Here is a 17,782-nt window from a genome sequence, read left to right as displayed (position 1 = left end):
TCCGGCTCAATACCGAAGTCATCTGTTGGCAGCTTAAGTCTCTTTATTAAACTGTCCATTTTATGGGGTATAGTTCAATATTCAATCGTCCTTTTTTCATATGTTTCTGCTACTCTTTATCCTTAGACAAGCTCTCTAAGAGTGCCATCGGAATATTTAGTTTTTTCCCGCTGGCATTTAAAAGGTTAAGCTCATTTTCTATGTCATCATCGTTATCCAGCTTACGTATTTCTTCATGTAAAACTTCCATTTTTTTGTCTAACATCGCTACTGTATCTGCAGCGTTTTTCAGTTCTTTTGATAAATAAGCGGGAACTTCGTTATCAAATTTATAATAAATCTTATGTTCAAGACTTGCCCAAAAATCCATCCCGATGGTACGGATTTGTACTTCCACATATACATATTCAATGCCATTTGACATAAAAACTGGAATTTTCACGATTAAATGCAAGCTTTGATAGCCATTTGGTTTCGGATGATTAATATAATCTTTCTTTTCCACTATTTCGATATCGCTTTGGTTCTCCAGCATTCTACTTATCTCAAAAATATCTGAAATAAAGGAGCAGGTAATCCGAATGCCCGCAATATCTTTAATGTTTTCCTTTATGCTTGGCAATGATAAATCTAGATTTTTTCTTTGTACCTTTTTAAGAATACTTTCTGGTGATTTGATTCTAGATTTTACATGTTCAATGGGGCTGTAATCATGAATATATTGAAATTCCTGCTTTAGAATATCAATTTTCGTATTTAACTCATCAATACCAAATTGATATAGCATCATAAATCTTGTTAGTTCGTTTTTAAACTTTTTTAATAGCTTTAAGTCTAGTGCTTGATTGGAACTCATCGGTTCTATTTCACCCTTTAAGAAAGAAGTATTTAACCCGAGTTAAATGTACACCTCTTCACAAACATTGTCAATTTAAAACACAAGGACGAATTCTCACACACTGTCTTAATAAAGTCTTTCCTTATAGCTTTCTTTCAGCCCTTCCTCTACCGTCTTAGCAGTCGTATTCGGTAAATTCACATGGTCAGAAATGATAGAAGCCACTGAAGGCAATAATCCTTTCTCCTGCCATGAAGATGGTTCCCATAAACCTGATCGAATAAATGCTTTTGCACAATGAATAAAACACTCTTCCACATCAACAGCAATACCTACTAACGGCGACTTTCCCTTTACGGCCATACTCTCCAGTATTTCCGGATCTTTTATCAGGGTAGCCTGTCCGTTTACCCGCAATGTTTCACCCAGACCAGGGATGAAAAAGATCAAGCCCACTCGTGGGTTAGATAAAATATTGCGCATAGAGTCCATTCGCTTGTTCCCAGGTCTTTCAGGGATGACTAACTGGTTTTCATTTAATACGTGTACAAATCCAGGTAAATCTCCCCTCGGTGACACATCACAATAACCTTCCTTGTCAGACGTGGATAATACTAAAAAAGGCGACTTTGAAATAAAATCTCTACAATGGTCATCAATAATAGAAATGGTCTTGTTTTTCACCAGTTCACTTGGAAACCCTATCATGGATCGAAGTTCATTCTCGGTACAAATCGTTTCTTTAAAAGTTATTTTTTTCAACGTATCCAACTCCCCTTTATCTATAGTGTAATTGTATAATTTGAAATTGTAAAAAAATACCCTTACATATAAAAATGCAAGGGCTACTAACACTATACGAAATCACGAGGAATCTCAGATGTCCACGTTTTACTAAACACCTGTTTCTCCCCCTCAAACGCATTTAATTCATTTTTTATAAAAAAAGTGCTTTTATCTGCACTCATCGTACTGAAACTTTCAAGCCTAGTCTGCCAATTTCCTCGACCTATATTCAATGTCCATTCACAGGTTACTTTCGCAGATAGTGGATCTCCATCCTTAATCTGATATATATTTCTATTTTCACTTCCATACTCAATATCGTTACTTATTAAGTGACGTGTTCCTTCATCAGAGTAATCCTCAAGCACCCATTCACCTGTTAGTAGATTATGAGAGATGTTACGTGAACGGCTTTCTTCTCTTAGAATCTTTCTTTCCATAACGGGAGCCGTTTCCGGTCTTCCGAATACATGGAGTGTACTATCTAGTGGGGAGGAAATACGTAATGGAAGTCTCACTTTTGTATTTTTTCCAGAGAATAATTGTAACGTAACTGGTTCTGCTGATGGCCAAGCATGGGGCCAGTACGTTGGAGATAATGCCACTTGCCATCGGTGACCAGCTTTCAACTTATGACCAACTGCATTTAATTGAATAGTTACTGTATAGCGCTCCCCTGGTTCCAATGGAGTTGGATGCTCATGGCTATTTCGGTGAGTTAGATTCAGTAGTCCCCAGCTTACTAATGTCGATGCCCCATCTTCGTCCACATCACATAGCCGAACAGAAAGTAAAGCATTAGGCTTATTAGAAGACAATTCTACAGATACTTCTGGAAATCCGAGAATTTCAACGTCATGTTGTAAGGGGGCTGAAGAGAAACAGATGGCTGATCCATTCTCGAATCGCTGATCAGAGGCTAAATCACCCGGTTGCCCAAACGGACACCAAACACCCGAATACAATCCATGACTTTGTACACTCGGAATGGTAACTATTTTTTCCGCTAACGCCGTTTCTGCTAACTTTTCCTCACCTAACCAGTACTCTTTAAATAGGATATTGGGTGAAGGCCACTCTGCCTCTGCCACCCATTTCCCTGGCCTTTCCTTATAATCTACTTGTGGAGGGACACTATCTTGCACCCAAGCCCTTAGTAAAGGCTCCTCCATCACACCGGTATCCTTCCCTTTTAACCACTGATCCCACCAACGAAGGCATTCCTGTAGAAAACCAATAGCAGGTCCTGGTATAGCTACCTCTGGATACTCATGGGCCCACGGACCAATTAATCCTTTTCGTGGACCTTTCAACCCTTCAAGCAATCGAAAAATTGCATTTGTATAGCCATCTGCCCAGCCACCGACAGCAAAGACGGGTATATTAATCTTTGAATAATCCTCACATACGGACCCATGCTTCCAATAATCGTCACGACGCTGGTGTTCTACCCATTTCTCAACAAATGGCGGTGTTTTTTCCAGTCGCTCAAGCCAAGAACTTCTCCACTCTTCCCCAACTATCCGAGGGTCTGCAGGACGTCCATTGTAGACAAGCATGGTGGAAGCCCACCACAACATATCCGAAGCTAGAAGACATCCCCCCATATAGTGTACATCGTCGGCGTATCGATCATCTGTTGAACACAAAGTAATAATTGCTTTTAAAGCAGGGTGCTGTCGAGCTGCAACCTGAAGACCATTGAAACCTCCCCAAGACTTTCCTATCATCCCAACACTTCCTGTTGACCATGATTGTTCGGATATCCAGCTTAAAACCTCTAATGCGTCTTCTTGCTCCTGAGCTAAGTACTCATCATAAAGAATTCCGTCTGAATCACCAGACCCTCTCATATCTACTCGTATACTTGCGTACCCATGTCCTGCAAAATAAGGATGACGAATTGAGTCTCTCAACGCGGTAAAATCATTTTTTCGATAAGGAATATATTCTAGTATAGCTGGTACCGGATTTTGCTCAGCATCAACTGGTAACCATATACGCGCAGACAACCGAGTACCATCTGACATGGGAATCCATACATGTTCTATCTCTTGAATTTGATGAGTATATTCTGTTTTGATGCACAGGTTAGCATCACGCACATTAAAAACCATGGAAAAACCTCCCTAAGAACACTCTTATTCTTTTAAAAACTTCCCTCCTTGTCTGTAAAGCCAGACTTTCTTCCTGTTACTATTCTTTCGTGATTTAGAATGGTTTGTTCAGTTCCAAAATCCTGCTTTAACCATCTAACTAAGGAAATTGCTAATAACAAGTAAATAATAATAACAGGAACAGAAACAATAACAGATGATGTTTGAATCACCTTTAGACCACCCACCATTAATAACGCAACTGCCATGATCGCAAGAATTGCTCCCCACAATAATCGATGCCAGCGTGCAGGCTCTTGCTGATCCTTTAATTCTTTCGTTGCAATTGCTGATAAAATGTATGTGGCAGAATCAAGTGATGTAGCTAAGAAAATGAAACCTAATACTACAAAGAAAATGAGAACTAACTTATTAAGAGGTAAAGTGTTTAATAGTTCTACCACAACAGCTGGCCCGCCTTGTTCACTTAAAATTTGAGTGATTGGTAGAATATTATTGAGCTCGAGATGCATGGCGTAGCCACCAAAAACTGCAAAATAGAGCCAGCTTCCTAATGAACCCCAAAGAAGAATCGAACTTATTAGCTCTTTAATTGTTCTTCCCTTGGAAATACGAGCAACAAATAAACCCATAAAAGGTGCTGTAGCAGCAAACCATGCCCAATAAAAAACTGTCCATGCCTGTGGAAATCCACCTTTATCTATTGGATCTGTATAAAAGCTCATATGAACGATATTTTGTAGCATTAAACCAAGGCTATTTGTGAAATAAGAGAGGATAAATAAAGTTGGTCCTACTAGGAGAACAAAAATAGCAAGACCCAATGCTAGATAAACATTGATATCACTTAGCTTACGGATTCCTTTATAAAGTCCTAGATAAGCACTAGAGCAATAAATGACTGTCCAAATTAAAATTATGACAATACTGAGACCGAGTGATTGCTTCATACCCAAAATTTCACCTATTACTGCTGAAATCATTGGTACACCAAGACCTAGGGAGGTTCCTAAACCACCAACAAGACTCCAAATCACTAAAATATCTATAATTTTCCCAACCCAACCGTCTGCGTATTTACCTAATGCTCCACGACATGCTGTACTAATTTTTAATGATGTTTGCTTTTTTACAAAGAACGAATACGCAATCGTGACTGTTGGTAGTGCATATAATGACCAAGCGGAAATGCCCCAATGAAATAATCCATATGTAACGGCCCACTCTGCTGCTTCATTAGTTCTGGGTTCGATACCAAATGGTGGGCCAATATAATAGTAGATTGGCTCCATTATCGACCAAAACATAATACTTGTTCCCATACCCGCACAAAAAAGCATAGCACCCCAACTAAAATTAGAGAATTCAGGTTGCCCTTCCCCAAGTTTCACCTTTCCATATCGTCCGAAAACCAACCAAATTAGTAAAACAAAAAGTCCAACCGTTAGGAGTTGAAAGGTCCAGTCTAGCTTATAAGTAATTTCTGTCATTAGATTGTTTAACACCGGTTCTGCCGATTCTTGATTTAACACTAATAAAAGTGTAGCTGCAACAATTACTACTAACGATGACCAAAACACAAATGGATCAATTTTCACCTTTTCCATGCATTCAACCCCTTTTTTTGTTTTTGATGAAAAAGTTCAACCAAACAGCTCTTTACATGATAATATAAAAAATAATCATGATTATTTTTTAACTATGGTTATAATAACATATAAAAAATACCAAAACAATATGAAATATTCAGATAATTAAGATAGAATATAAATATACATTTGTGAGGAGAATGATCGTTGAACAAAAAGGAAATTAAAAAAAGTAGAATGTGGAAGTACTTTGTGGACTCAACAGCTGATATTATTCAAGAGGAAGGTTTAGATAAAATCACAATTCGTAAAGTAGCTGACCGTGCCGGATATAATAGTGCAACAATCTATAATTATTTTTCGGAAGTTTCTCATCTGATCTTTTTTGCTTCCATGAAGTTTCTAAAATCATATACGGATGAAGTCGCTATCTACATGCAAAGGGCGAAAGATCCGCTCGAACAGTACTTATTGGCATGGGAGTGCTTTTGCAAACACTCATTTGAGACACCAGAAATTTTTAATGCTGTATTTATAATGGATTTAGGTGAAAACCCGGAAAAGCTACTAGAAGAATATTACAAAACTTATCCAAGTGACTTGATAAACATCCCTGATGAACTTAAACCCGTATTATTTGAAAGAAATGTCTCTAAAAGAGGTAGGTCCGTCCTTGAACTTGCAAGTAAAGCGGGGCATATCAAAGAAGAAAATATTGACGCAATTAATGAAATAACCATTCTTATTTGGCAAGGAATGTTTACGAATATCTTAAACAATCGTAGAACCTATAATTTCGATGAAGCTGCAACTATCACGATGAATTATATTTCTGAAATCGTTCGAAACGAAAAGGTGCTTAACTTTAATACAATTAAAAACACATCTGATTAAGGTCAGATGTGTTTCTATCATTAGACGTGGTTTTCCTCAATTTGTTTTTTCATTTTCTTCCTTTTCTTCATTGCCTTAAGCAAGAAACCACCTTTAAATGTTTTCGGTTCATAGGCAATAATAAACGCATTCGGTTCATATTGCTGAATCATGTCGTATAAACCTTCTTCTTGGTTTCTCTTCGTTAATACCTCTAATTTATATCGAATGGCTTCGATTCCCTCACCTTCGTAAACAGTCACGCCATAGCCATCTTTACGAAGCTGATCAACGAGGTTCATATTTTTATTGGTTAAAATTACTTGAATCGTAGTATATCCAATCGCTAATGCTTCTTCTATCATGGATCCAATGATGATACCTAATCCAAATCCAATGGCATACACAATCATCACAACTACATTTTGCTCCCCATTAAATACGATCGATAGTCCGAATATGTATATGAGTGCCTCAAGTAACCCTAGAAATGCTGCCTGCATTCTCAACCCTTTTACTAGGAAAATTGTTCTCAGTGTAAAAGTTGGAACGTAAATTAACTGAAGAACTAGTACGAGAATAATATCTTTAACCATACATATTCCTCCTTTCATTGTCACTCTGCACAGTCTAACGAAAAAATGAGTTTCTGTAAATCCCCTAGTAGTCCTTTTAAAATAATTGTGTTTTATGTAATCCCTTTACATTTTCCCTAGTAAGATTGGAAGCAAACCTACATTAGGGAAGCTTGCCCCAAATATGTGACAAGCGTTTCTTGTGATCCTTATTTGACTTCGTCCGCCTTCACTGTTTGATTTCGTCCGTTCCCTTTTGCTCGGTATAAGGCTTGGTCAATCAAATTAAATAACTCATTGTGATGGCTGGCGGTGTTTGGCATATTTCCGACACCAACTGAAATTGTAACTGCCGTACCAATGGGACTGATTGTTTCTTCTGTTGTTTTCCTGATTCTTTCAGCAATTTGGTACGCTTCTTCTAAAGTAGTATTCGGTAGGAGAATCAAAAACTCTTCTCCACCGTAACGGAAACTAATGTCACATTCTCTTGTTTGTTTACGAATAAGGTCCGATAAGAATTTTAAAACTTCATCCCCCATTAAATGTCCATACGTATCATTAACCATTTTAAAATGATCAATATCGAATAGAATGATCGAATACTCTTTAAATTCATGTATTCGCTTTTGTAGAGTTCGACGATTTAACAAACCAGTTAATGGATCTAGTGTAGCTTCGTTTTCAAACATTTGAATTTGTGTTCGATAATGGTCTACCATTAAAAACATCGTGTGTTTTAACTCATTCACTTCGAAATAACCTTCAGTAATTTCTGGCCTTTTAATCGTTGTTTTTTCAGCCACTTGATGAGCATACTGGGCTAACTCTCGAAGTGGATGTACAAATTTTCTCAATAGATAAATAGAAATGACCAAAACCAAGATTACGAACGGAAGAGTAACCTTTCCAACCTGCTTTATTAATTCGATAGAAGGTTGAATATAAGAATTTTTAGGAGTCTGGCTCACAATTCCCCAGTCGCTCGTTTTTACATGTGCATAACCAGCCAGCATTCTAATTCCTTTCGAGTTTGTTATTTCAATGTTACCATCTTTACCCTCTACAACACGTTTAACGGCACCATTTTCTATAACATTATCACCCATTCGATTTTTCTCTGGATGATAGATGATATTACCTTCTGAATCCACTACATACACATAAGAATCAACTGCATGCTTCGGATGAAGACTTAAAGTATCTTTGATGCTATTGTCTTCACTTAAGTAAATCGTTCCACCAAGAAAACCGAAGTACGCTCCCTTATCATCAAATACCGGTATAGAGATGAGGATTATTAGTTTATTCGTCACCTTACTTATATATGGCTGGGAGATAAGCGGCATCTTCTTGTTAATTGCTTCATTTACTCCAATAGTATCAATCTTTACTCCTTCTAAATCAAAAAGTGGGGCAGAGCGGACAATTTTTCCTTCTTTGTCGACTAAAAAAACCGAATTAAAAAAGTTTGTTGAAGTTAATACTTGGCTTAACTCTGCATATAGTTGATCACTATTCTGAGTAAATGGATGAATCGAACCGGCACTCACCTTAAGCGTTTGCAACATATTTCGAAAAAGTAAATCTGTTGTGTCTGCCAGCTTTTCTGCGTACACCTGATTTTCACTTAAATAGCCTTTTTCTCTATTTTCTTTACTAACGACGATACTAGAAATCATTACTCCAAGATACGTTCCAAGCATCGCAAATGCTATTAATAATAATATGATTGATTGTAAAGTGATTTTTCTTTTATTCATCTGTTTTCTCCGCATAGATGTGATATTTTCTGTGTCAGTTTCTATATCGGACAAAATTCGACAATTTTCATATCTAACCTATGAAAATCGTAAGAATTTTTACCGGAAAACCTTGGACGGTACATCAAAGATTTGCCACAATGATAAGATGAATAAAATAGAAAAAGCCCATGCTAAAATTGGCCTGCGATGATGGACCCATAATGTAGTAAACATCATCAAATTGAATGCAATAGACCACTTGATGCTCCAACCATTAGTGTATTGTATGAGACCTGTTTTATAGTCGATCCCTTCATTGATCATGTACAAACAAGTCCAACCTAATATGTAATAAACCTGTTTGCTACGTGTGCTCGGGAATTTGGATAAATAGATGAGTGTAGTGGCAGGATATTTAATTATCATGATGGATAATGAAATATGTGTATTCGTGAGTCCTGCTTGTTTGTCGATATCAGGTGGATGGTATCTCCACATAGGATAGAGATCTGACAATAAATACAAATAGAGAAAATCCCCTATGATCAAATAAAGAATGGTTGGGTAGTATTTTTGCCAATTTTTCCAGTCGCCCCATTTCCACATCGCAAAAATCCAGACGGACGCATAGAGTACATTTACCATGACCGAGCATCTCCTATTTAGAGACATTTTTTAGGAGAATCCCCCTATGTTTCGAGTTTCTCCATAATAAAGAACTTTTACACAGCAAATAGCACAGTTGACTCACTGTGCTATTTTTCGGATGGAAATTCGGAACGCTTCCCCAATATCTTACTGACCTTTTCTGCTAGGATCAAAACAATTGCAGGGAATGTAATATATAAATATGGATCCCACCAAACAAAAATGTGTAGGATTCCGGTAAATAACAAGAAACGCGTAATAGAAAACAGGCTGATTATTAAAAAGATAAATTTAAGCCATCTATATCTTATCTTCCATTTTGCTAAGGCCGTTATAGTTAGACCTGAACATATATAGTAAATGGCTGCAAATGCATTGGTATCCTGAAACACATTATCATACCATCCCAAATCGTAATAACGATTGGAAAAAAACATGAGGGGAAGCATATGAATCGTTCCTAAAATGGGACTAACAATCAAGAACAATAATAAAAAGTGGCGAATACCCTCTTGTTTATTCAATAACCACCGGTCCAACAATTTGATGATTGGAAAATATACAAATAATAATCCGAAAAAGGTAAACTCATTTCTCCACCAATTATGTTTATAGATAGAAATCTCTATGAACAACCATTCAATACCAATGAGCATGAGCGAAAAGAACAGTGACCATCTCCAATTCTTTCTGAAGGTCGCTAGAAAAACAGCGATAACTGGTAAGACAAATGCATTAGAAGCAATGGCTCCAAGATTACTATCATACGTAGGATTACTAGTAATAAAATGCGGGTAATACACGTAACTATGCAGAAAGTTATAGATAGCACCCTCAATGATATAACCAAACCCAATAGCCGCTAACAATAATAAGAAAACTGGCTGATTCCTCTTTTTAGAGTAAGTATATAAGAAAAGAAAGCTACTTGCGGCCACTAACGCAATATACCAGACGGAATGATAGTTCATAAGTGACCACCCCTTCTCTATTCTCTTACTATACAGTATTCCAAATTTCGACAAAAATCTTCATCGAATCATCCAAATTTCCCATTAAATTTGGTTTTTTTCTATTTTCTAGGGATAATATAACCATTCTCGATTTGTTTAAAACCAATTTTCGGGTAATAATACATGGCTATCGGTGATGCTAAAAGGATTAAAGATATTTCTTCTCCTAACCGTTCGTGAACGCGTCTCACGAGTTCTTTTCCAATCCCTTGATTCTGGTAATCTTGATCAACGGCTAAATCTGATAAATAGCAGCAGTAACTAAAATCGGTAATGGCTCTTGCAATACCTACAAGTCTCCTTCCGTCCCATGCTGTCATAGTAATATCTGCTTGGTCAATCATTTTTTGTAGTCTAGGCAGGTCCTCAACGGGTCTTCTTATGCCAGATTTGCGAAAAACGTCTGCCAGTTCCTCTGCAGTAATTTTTTTATTTTCATCATAGTGTATTGTAATCATGTTTCATCCTCCTTTTTTTATTATTTTACTCATCTACTGGCTATCTCCAAAGTGCCAGATATGTTATAATTAACCACGCCAGATTGAATAGAAGGAGGAGATACATATCCTTGAAATCACAGTAACTTTAGATCCAGATCATGCGGAGCCACTTTACTTACAGCTTTATTCTTTTTTTAAAAAAGAAATGGTTGAAGGGAGACTCACTCCAGAAACAAAATTGCCTTCAAAAAGAAAGCTGTCTATACATTTGGGAATCAGCCAAACAACCGTTGAGACAGCTTATCAACAGTTAATCGCGGAAGGGTATGTCAAAAGTGAACCGCGAAAGGGACTGTTTGTCACTGAACTTGAAATGGATAGGCAACCGATCGAAAATGAACACACAGAAGAGCGTGTCAGCCATCAAAAGGTACCTCAAGCAGAGCCCATAAAAGTGGATTTTGGCCACGGAAACATTGCATTAAATGAGTTTCCGTTTACTACCTGGCGTAAACTGACTGTACAAAGCCTTTATGAAGATGAAAGCTATCTCTTATTAAGTGGCCACCGGCAAGGAGACCTCCCTCTTCGCATCGAAATTGCCAAGTATTTATACCAATCGCGTGGAGTTAGATGTGAACCTGATCAAATCTTAATTGGCGCTGGCACACAATATATGGTTACCTTTCTAACGATGCTGATTGGACGAGAAAGAGTCTATGCAATGGAGAATCCGGGCTTTCACCGCTCGCGGGAGGCGTTTAAGGACCAAGGTGTCAAGCTTCTCGGAATTAATTTAGATCAAGATGGAATTAAAATGGAAGATTTAAGAGACAGTGAGGCAACCGTAGCGTATGTGACCCCCTCGCATCAGTTTCCATTGGGAATGGTGATGCCAATCTCACGAAGAATGGAACTATTGAAATGGGCAAAGGAAACGGATAGTTATATTATTGAGGATGATTACGACGGAGAATTTCGCCATACAGGAAGACCCATTCCTTCGCTACAAGGTCTTGATCATCAGGGACGGGTTATCTATCTTGGTACCTTTTCAAAATCATTGATTCCTTCTTTAAGAATTAGCTATATGGTACTTCCTCCTCCCCTTCTTTCAAGATATCAAAATCGTTTTTCCATTTATAAGCAGACCGTATCAAGACTGCATCAACAAACTTTGTATCTATTTATGAAAGAAGGTCACTGGAGTCGTCATTTACAGAAAATGCGAACCACCTATAGAAGAAAACAATCCACCTTGCTCTCTCTAATTACAGAAAAATTTGGAAAACACGTAACAGTGATTGGAGTTGATTCTGGATTACATATTTTACTCGAGGTACATAACAACATGACCGAAAGTCAGTTAATAAGTTATGCAGAAAAAGTCGGCGTTAGGGTGTATCCTACTTCTGTTTATTATGACAGCAATAGCCAGCCGCTTACGCCAAAAGTATTGGTCGGATATGGTGGTGTAACAGAAAGCGAAATTCATACCGGGATTAACCTTTTACAAACAGCATGGGAGCTATTTTAGCTCCTGCTGTATTTTATTGATTAAAGCCTCATAGAACGATTGATCATGAGGGACAAATTGTTCCTTGCCAACAGATTTTTCATAAAAATATTTCTCTCCATTTTGAACTTCAAAGCCTTGCATTGGAATGTGCTCCGTTTCATCCCTCCAAAGAGCAGAAAAATCCGTAAACTTCATTCGGTATATGCCTGCGACCTCTTCTTCCTGTAGAACAAATGAATTGAATGGAACATTTTTTCTATGTAAAAATACATGAGCCAACTCATTATCAAGTAAGGGCTCCATTTTAACGGAATACTTGAGGATTCCTAGAGACATCAGCTCCTCCATATGGACAGTCAACCCTATCTCCTCTTTCACCTCTCGTATTCCATCTTCTACTGTTTCATTGGCAAGTAAATGGCCGGCGGCGGTAATATCTAAAAGATGCGGATAATCTTTTTTCTTTGGACTTCGAAGCTGAAGAAATATGTAATCGATCCCTTGCTCCTTCTCCATCAACCAATAATGAAACGTCTCGTGCCAGTATCCTTTTTCATGTATTTCAGCCCGTGTGGCAACTCCAATTGGCTCATGGTCCTCATTAAAAATCCGCAGCAATTCTGTCTCCATAACAACTCTCCTTTTGAGTGAAATCATACATTCATATTATCACAAAAAAAGCTTGAGGATTTCCTCAAGCCTCTACTATAGCTTTAGCTGCTTGGCGATAATATTCTTCATAATCTCCGTGGAACCAGCGTAGATACTGGCAACAGGAATGTCACGATATCGTCTAGCAATCTCGTATTCTTCCATATATCCATATCCACCGTGAAGCTGCAAACATTCGGATGCCACGCGCTTGGCCATTTCACTAATCCACCACTTGGCCATCGAGACTTCCTTTACAATCGAATCTCCTTTCACATGGCGCTCGACCAGCTGATTCACATACACTCTTCCTAGATCGATTTCAGTGGCCATTTCTGCAATTTTGAATTGAGTGTTCTGGAATTTACTTATCGATTGACCAAATGCTTGGCGATTTTTCACATAGTCGATCGTTAATTCAAGCATTACTTCCGCTTCAATCTGGCATTGTAGAGCGACAACTAAGTGCTCCTGCTGGAGATTTTCCATTAAATAATAAAAGCCTTTTCCTTCTTCACCAAGTAAATTGCTTACCGGGACTTTTGCATCCTCAAAAATTAGCTCACCTGTATCTCCACTATGGATACCAATTTTATCTAGTTTCTTTCCTCTCTTAAAACCAGGTGTCCCCTCTTCCACGACAAGTAAGCTAATCCCTTTATGAGCAGGTGAAGCTTTCGGATCTGTCTTACACACAATTACCACAAGGTCTGCCTCTGTTCCATTTGTAATAAATGTTTTTTCTCCATTAACGATGAAAAAGTCTCCGTCCCTTCTCGCCGTCGTTCGTATGGCAGCTAAATCTGAACCTGCCCCTGGCTCTGTCATTGCAATGGCTGATATTATTTGTCCACCAATAAAGCCAGGTAACCATTTTTCCTTTTGCTCTTCCGTTCCTAATTGCTCAATGTAAGGGCTTACGATTTCAGAGTGTAAGCAAATACCGCTAGCAACTCCCTGTCCTACCTTTTCTAGCTCTTCTATTAATATCATTGCATATGAAAAATCCAATCCTAAGCCACCATATTTCTCATCAATACACGGACACAAAAAACTATTTTCACCCAGCTTGATCCAAAATCCCTTTGGTATGTGGCGTTTGTCCTCCCACAGTTTAAAAAATGGATAGGCTTCCTTTTCAAGCATTTTGCGTAGAGCCTTTCTAAACATATCATGATCATCTGTTAAAAAAGAAGCTTTCATTGAAATGTAGCCCCCTTTCATTAATGAAACCTTGAAGTCAATTCATTCTTATTACCTCCGCTTCAGGTTTATTACTATTTCAGCATTTCTTTCGTTATGATATATTAGCTGATAGCAACTAGATTTAGGAGGTAACGTTATTGACTAGAAAGACCCCGATTATTACCATCATGATTACCCTTGTACTTATGTCCATCCTTCCTTTCCAGGCATTGGCGCATAACGGATCAACAGATGAGCTTGGCGGACATTTCCGAAGAGCTGATTGCGTGTACTTATTACATGAGCCAACGGATCTTGCTAAAAGCGCCACCAGTATGACAGAGCTCATCACTTTAATTAAAAAGCATAATAGTAACTCATGTGCGAGTGGATTAACCGAAAGCAAAGTGGACCTTGAAGGGTATACTTTTTCAAAAAGTGCAGTTGCTTCCACAGCGACTTCAACAAATATCCCATTGGAATTAGGGAAGACGTACAATGCCACATTAGAAAAATGTACAGACGGTGACACTGCTACATTTTCAATTAACGGATCTTCCTATAAAACCAGACTTCTATACATTGATACACCTGAAAGCACGAACAAACAGGAACCTTACGGAAAAGAAGCAAGCGACTACTCGTGTTCCTTGTTACAAAAAGGACAAATAACCATTGAAACCGATGGACCTTCCCTTTATGACAAATATGACCGTTTGTTAGCTTGGGTGTTTGTTGATGGCAAGCTTCACCAGGAGGAAATTACGAAGGCTGGCTTAGTCGAGGATTTTTACGATTATGGTACCTATAAGTACGAAGACCGCATAGAATCAGCAATGCTAGAAGCCAAAGCCAATGGTGTTGGATTGTACTCCGTAAATAAAGAAGCAGAGAATATTCAAGAGGTTGCTTCTATGGAAGTAGTGGCAACTACCAGTTCGGAAAAGAAAGACTCTTCCACTGAGGAGAATTTAGAGCAAGCACAACCGATTGAAAGAGAGCAAAACAATGGTTCCACAGGAATAGGGGTCTTTGCTTTAGCAACTGTATTTCTCTTTTTTATGTTCCCACGTTTCAGCAGGAAAAGTGATATTGAACCCCTTCTTATTCATAAAATGTGGACAAAAAACCTTTGGGTCAATGCCTTGTTGCTATTCCCCATATATACTGCTTTATTTTTCTTAGTGCTAGTTATCCTAATCGTTGAAGTAATTCGATTTATTAAGATAAGAAAATGACCACCCAAAATGGTGGTCATTTTCTCTATGCAGCCACGTCTCTTTTCTTGAAAACGAAAAAGGCTAAACTATGAAAAAGGACAAAATAAGCGACAAGCATAAGAACAGAAAAAATTAATGTCATTCCCTCTACTAATGGCGTTCCTTCAAAATACTGCATAAGATCTGTGTTCGCAAACAAAATATACTTTGCCCACTCAAACTTCATGGCAATTAAATTCGTAAATTGAGCCCCGGTAAACATAAGAAAGATCGATAATCCGATAGCTAGCGAGCTGTTTCTGAATACTGCAGAAATCATAAAAGCCATGGTCGAAAGCATAATCATGCTAATCGAGTTTAATCCATAAAATTTAATCAGGTGAAAAATCATCGATTCTTCCGTTACTTTGCCATCAAAGTAATTTAAATAAGGTGTTGCGTGTTCTGGCATTCCAAATGCGATCCAACCGACTAGAGTGGAAAAGGCAAATAGTAAAGTCAGCATAAATAGTGCAAAAGAAATTACAGTCGTATATTTTGCTAAAAGGATTTTTGCTCTGCTGGTTGGTCGAATAAGAAGCAATTTGATTGTGCCCCAGTTAAATTCAGACGCCACGATTCCCGCTGCTACAATAATTGTAAATAATCCTGCTAGTTGTATTAAACTTGATGCATCTTGAACAAAGCTCCATATAGCATATTCCCCATTCGGAGCGAGATTATGATCCAAATGATATTCATTAATGGCAATACTTTTCTCCAAATATTTTCTTTGCCCCTGTGCGGCATTCTCCATCTGTGCAAGACTTTTCTTCTGTTCAGCAATAGTAGTTTGGATTTCCTGCTGCCAGTTCGGATTTAACTTCACATCTTGATTCTCGTATTTAATGATTCCACCCATAAGGACAATGGTTACTAATAAAAGACCCATCATCACAAATGTTCCTGGACGTTTAATAATTTTCATCCACTCATTTTGTAATAACTTAAGCATGGAGGGATACCTCTCTTTCTTCTGTTACTTCAAGGAAACGTTCCTCTAATGATTTGGTTACTTCCTTTATTCCAAATATGTCTATATTTTCGCTGGCTAATCTATTTACAACAGAAGGAATCTCCTCTTTCGTAATACTACAAGTAAATCCTGTTTCACCTCTTCGTGCCGGAATACCCATTGATTGAAAAATGGCTAGAGCTTTTTCAATTGGAGCAACGTCAAATTCAGTGACCTGGTCAACACCATTTTTAAAATCTTGAATGGTTTGTACGTCAACAAGCTTCCCCTTTTGAAGGATCGCAATTCGATCGCACATCATCTCCATCTCAGAAAGCAAGTGACTAGAAACGATTACGGCTAATCCCTTTTCTCTAGTTAGCATTTTAAGATGGTCTCTCATTTCGCGAATTCCTGCAGGATCAAGTCCATTTGTTGGCTCATCAAGTATTAATACTTCTGGTTCATGTAACAGCGCCTGTGCAACTCCTAATCTTTGACGCATCCCAAGTGAATAATTCTTAACTTTGTCATGGATTCGATCGGATAAGTTAACGAGCTTAACGACCTCATCTATCTTCTCTTTATTGACGTGATTGGACAATCTTGCAAAATGGATAAGATTTTCATAGCCTGTTAAAAATTTGTACATCTCAGGATTCTCAACAATAGCGCCTACTTGACTCACCGCTTGCTCAAAATTAGATTGGATGCTATGGCCTCCGATTTTTATATCACCTGAGGTCATCCCGATTAACCCAACCATCATACGGATTGTGGTCGTTTTTCCAGCACCGTTTGGTCCAAGAAAACCAAACACCTCCCCTTTATTGACTTCAAAGCTTAGAGAGTCAATAATTGTTTTCCCTTTAATAGTCTTCGTCACATTTTGTAACTGAACGATACCTGTCATCTACGTAACACCTTCCATCTCATATGATCTGTTTTTATCATACTTGGAAAAAGAAGGAGAGCACACGAGCCCCCGCAGTAGTTTTAACTAAGACTTTAGACGTAAAAAGGGAAGAACTTGGTTTTTAACATGCATAAAAAAAAGCGCAGGAGTAACCTTGCACTTCTTTCATCCACTAATATTCTTTTAGAAACTGCGTCTCCGAAATGACTCGCACTCCATTTCTGATCAACAAAGCTGCTGTTACACCGTGCCCTTCTACTTTTTCACCTGTAAAGGTACCATCATAGATTTTCCCGCTTCCACATGATGGACTGTTCTCTTTTAATACGACTACTGTTGCTTGAATTTTTCTGATAACATCAAGTGTTTCATAGGCCCCTTCAACAAAAGCCTCCGTCACGTCCTTTCCCTTGCAATCTAAGACCTTAGCCTTTCCATCCAGCACATCTTCTCCAGTACCATCAACAATTTCGGCTGGCTCCCTGGGAGTTTCAAGCCCGCCTAGCAATTCAGGGCATGCAGTGATGGCTTTCTTTTCACTTACTAGTTTATGTATTTTTTCTTCTAAGGAGCTAAGCCCATTATATCGAACTGGCAATCCTGCTAAACACGCACTAACGACAATCATATTCCACCCCAAGACTCTACTTTTATATGACAGGTTATAACGTTA

General features: G+C 38.1%; 17 protein-coding genes. 3 read left to right on the top strand and 14 right to left on the bottom strand.

From position 1 onward, the window contains the following. Window positions 1-109: 109 nt before the first annotated feature. From ACRX5O_RS17230 to ACRX5O_RS17215, 4 genes are all read right to left on the bottom strand, one after another. Window positions 110-856: a GTP pyrophosphokinase gene (locus ACRX5O_RS17230; RefSeq protein ID WP_433907060.1), complete on the bottom strand. Its 747-nt coding sequence runs from the start codon at window positions 854-856 to the stop codon at window positions 110-112. A gap of 108 nt (window positions 857-964) precedes the next feature. Continuing rightward, window positions 965-1,546 (bottom strand): pyridoxamine 5'-phosphate oxidase family protein, encoded by a 582-nt coding sequence (locus tag ACRX5O_RS17225; protein ID WP_433907068.1) that lies wholly within the window; start codon window positions 1,544-1,546, stop codon window positions 965-967. 146 nt (window positions 1,547-1,692) lie between these two features. Then, window positions 1,693-3,741, bottom strand: coding sequence for a CocE/NonD family hydrolase (locus tag ACRX5O_RS17220; protein ID WP_433907059.1), 2,049 nt, complete (start codon window positions 3,739-3,741; stop codon window positions 1,693-1,695). 32 nt (window positions 3,742-3,773) lie between these two features. Beyond that, a complete protein-coding gene (locus tag ACRX5O_RS17215) occupies window positions 3,774-5,348 on the bottom strand; it encodes a BCCT family transporter (protein WP_433907058.1) in 1,575 nt (524 codons plus the stop codon). 189 nt (window positions 5,349-5,537) lie between these two features. On the opposite strand from ACRX5O_RS17215, the gene ACRX5O_RS17210 reads away from it, so the two are divergent. Further along, complete coding sequence (locus ACRX5O_RS17210; protein WP_433907057.1) at window positions 5,538-6,224, top strand: TetR/AcrR family transcriptional regulator; 687 nt, start codon at window positions 5,538-5,540, stop codon at window positions 6,222-6,224. 20 nt (window positions 6,225-6,244) lie between these two features. Here ACRX5O_RS17210 and ACRX5O_RS17205 read toward each other — a convergent pair whose 3' ends face one another. The 5 genes from ACRX5O_RS17205 to ACRX5O_RS17185 form a co-directional block, all read right to left on the bottom strand. After that, window positions 6,245-6,799: a DUF2179 domain-containing protein gene (locus ACRX5O_RS17205; RefSeq protein ID WP_433907056.1), complete on the bottom strand. Its 555-nt coding sequence runs from the start codon at window positions 6,797-6,799 to the stop codon at window positions 6,245-6,247. Window positions 6,800-6,987: 188 nt separating this feature from the next. Further along, entirely contained in the window at window positions 6,988-8,541 is a 1,554-nt protein-coding gene (locus tag ACRX5O_RS17200) for a sensor domain-containing diguanylate cyclase (protein ID WP_433907055.1), read from the bottom strand. Between the two features lie 99 nt (window positions 8,542-8,640). Next, window positions 8,641-9,168 carry a CBO0543 family protein gene (locus tag ACRX5O_RS17195; protein ID WP_433907054.1) on the bottom strand — a complete coding sequence of 176 codons (528 nt, stop codon included), beginning with the start codon at window positions 9,166-9,168 and terminating at the stop codon, window positions 8,641-8,643. Between the two features lie 110 nt (window positions 9,169-9,278). Further along, window positions 9,279-10,142: a hypothetical protein gene (locus ACRX5O_RS17190; protein ID WP_433907053.1), complete on the bottom strand. Its 864-nt coding sequence runs from the start codon at window positions 10,140-10,142 to the stop codon at window positions 9,279-9,281. A 101-nt stretch (window positions 10,143-10,243) separates the two neighbouring features. Continuing rightward, window positions 10,244-10,642, bottom strand: a complete 399-nt coding sequence (locus ACRX5O_RS17185; protein ID WP_433907052.1) for a GNAT family N-acetyltransferase — start codon at window positions 10,640-10,642, stop codon at window positions 10,244-10,246. A gap of 100 nt (window positions 10,643-10,742) precedes the next feature. Here ACRX5O_RS17185 and pdxR point away from each other — a divergent pair, with 100 nt between their 5' ends. After that, window positions 10,743-12,161, top strand: coding sequence for a MocR-like pyridoxine biosynthesis transcription factor PdxR (gene pdxR, locus ACRX5O_RS17180; RefSeq protein ID WP_433907067.1), 1,419 nt, complete (start codon window positions 10,743-10,745; stop codon window positions 12,159-12,161). On the opposite strand, the gene ACRX5O_RS17175 is transcribed toward pdxR, so the two are convergent. Both ACRX5O_RS17175 and ACRX5O_RS17170 read right to left on the bottom strand, forming a co-directional pair. Continuing rightward, a complete protein-coding gene (locus ACRX5O_RS17175) occupies window positions 12,153-12,773 on the bottom strand; it encodes an NUDIX hydrolase (protein ID WP_433907051.1) in 621 nt (206 codons plus the stop codon). The genes pdxR and ACRX5O_RS17175 overlap by 9 nt on opposite strands. Window positions 12,774-12,848: 75 nt before the next feature. Continuing rightward, complete coding sequence (locus ACRX5O_RS17170) at window positions 12,849-13,997, bottom strand: acyl-CoA dehydrogenase family protein (RefSeq protein ID WP_433907050.1); 1,149 nt, start codon at window positions 13,995-13,997, stop codon at window positions 12,849-12,851. Window positions 13,998-14,137: 140 nt separating this feature from the next. Here ACRX5O_RS17170 and ACRX5O_RS17165 point away from each other — a divergent pair, with 140 nt between their 5' ends. Then, the gene (locus ACRX5O_RS17165) at window positions 14,138-15,217 is read left to right on the top strand and encodes a thermonuclease family protein (protein WP_433907049.1); all 1,080 of its coding nucleotides are present in this window, start codon (window positions 14,138-14,140) and stop codon (window positions 15,215-15,217) included. Between the two features lie 25 nt (window positions 15,218-15,242). Here ACRX5O_RS17165 and ACRX5O_RS17160 read toward each other — a convergent pair whose 3' ends face one another. The 3 genes from ACRX5O_RS17160 to ACRX5O_RS17150 all read right to left on the bottom strand — a co-directional run bounded on the left by ACRX5O_RS17160 (window position 15,243) and on the right by ACRX5O_RS17150 (window position 17,737). Beyond that, window positions 15,243-16,193, bottom strand: coding sequence for an ABC transporter permease (locus ACRX5O_RS17160; RefSeq protein ID WP_433907048.1), 951 nt, complete (start codon window positions 16,191-16,193; stop codon window positions 15,243-15,245). Beyond that, window positions 16,186-17,106 (bottom strand): ABC transporter ATP-binding protein, encoded by a 921-nt coding sequence (locus ACRX5O_RS17155; RefSeq protein WP_433907047.1) that lies wholly within the window; start codon window positions 17,104-17,106, stop codon window positions 16,186-16,188. The genes ACRX5O_RS17160 and ACRX5O_RS17155 overlap by 8 nt, the downstream gene beginning before the upstream one ends. A 175-nt stretch (window positions 17,107-17,281) precedes the next feature. Then, entirely contained in the window at window positions 17,282-17,737 is a 456-nt protein-coding gene (locus tag ACRX5O_RS17150) for a 2-thiouracil desulfurase family protein (RefSeq protein WP_433907046.1), read from the bottom strand. Between the last annotated feature and the right edge of the window lie 45 nt (window positions 17,738-17,782).

The organism is Robertmurraya mesotrionivorans, assembly GCF_050971805.1.
Taxonomy (GTDB): Bacteria; Bacillota; Bacilli; order Bacillales; family Cytobacillaceae; genus Robertmurraya_A.
This window is presented reverse-complemented; position numbering and strand designations above follow the sequence as displayed.

What these genes read in the sequence shown, in the direction of transcription:
- ACRX5O_RS17230 (WP_433907060.1), bottom strand. Translation starts at nt 856, where the DNA reads ATGAGTTCCAATCAAGCACTAGACTTAAAGCTATTAAAAAAGTTTAAA.
- ACRX5O_RS17225 (WP_433907068.1), bottom strand. Translation starts at nt 1,546, where the DNA reads ATGATAGGGTTTCCAAGTGAACTGGTGAAAAACAAGACCATTTCTATT.
- ACRX5O_RS17220 (WP_433907059.1), bottom strand. Translation starts at nt 3,741, where the DNA reads ATGGTTTTTAATGTGCGTGATGCTAACCTGTGCATCAAAACAGAATAT.
- ACRX5O_RS17215 (WP_433907058.1), bottom strand. Translation starts at nt 5,348, where the DNA reads ATGGAAAAGGTGAAAATTGATCCATTTGTGTTTTGGTCATCGTTAGTA.
- ACRX5O_RS17205 (WP_433907056.1), bottom strand. Translation starts at nt 6,799, where the DNA reads ATGGTTAAAGATATTATTCTCGTACTAGTTCTTCAGTTAATTTACGTT.
- ACRX5O_RS17200 (WP_433907055.1), bottom strand. Translation starts at nt 8,541, where the DNA reads ATGAATAAAAGAAAAATCACTTTACAATCAATCATATTATTATTAATA.
- ACRX5O_RS17195 (WP_433907054.1), bottom strand. Translation starts at nt 9,168, where the DNA reads ATGGTAAATGTACTCTATGCGTCCGTCTGGATTTTTGCGATGTGGAAA.
- ACRX5O_RS17190 (WP_433907053.1), bottom strand. Translation starts at nt 10,142, where the DNA reads ATGAACTATCATTCCGTCTGGTATATTGCGTTAGTGGCCGCAAGTAGC.
- ACRX5O_RS17185 (WP_433907052.1), bottom strand. Translation starts at nt 10,642, where the DNA reads ATGATTACAATACACTATGATGAAAATAAAAAAATTACTGCAGAGGAA.
- ACRX5O_RS17175 (WP_433907051.1), bottom strand. Translation starts at nt 12,773, where the DNA reads ATGGAGACAGAATTGCTGCGGATTTTTAATGAGGACCATGAGCCAATT.
- ACRX5O_RS17170 (WP_433907050.1), bottom strand. Translation starts at nt 13,997, where the DNA reads ATGAAAGCTTCTTTTTTAACAGATGATCATGATATGTTTAGAAAGGCT.
- ACRX5O_RS17160 (WP_433907048.1), bottom strand. Translation starts at nt 16,193, where the DNA reads ATGCTTAAGTTATTACAAAATGAGTGGATGAAAATTATTAAACGTCCA.
- ACRX5O_RS17155 (WP_433907047.1), bottom strand. Translation starts at nt 17,106, where the DNA reads ATGACAGGTATCGTTCAGTTACAAAATGTGACGAAGACTATTAAAGGG.
- ACRX5O_RS17150 (WP_433907046.1), bottom strand. Translation starts at nt 17,737, where the DNA reads ATGATTGTCGTTAGTGCGTGTTTAGCAGGATTGCCAGTTCGATATAAT.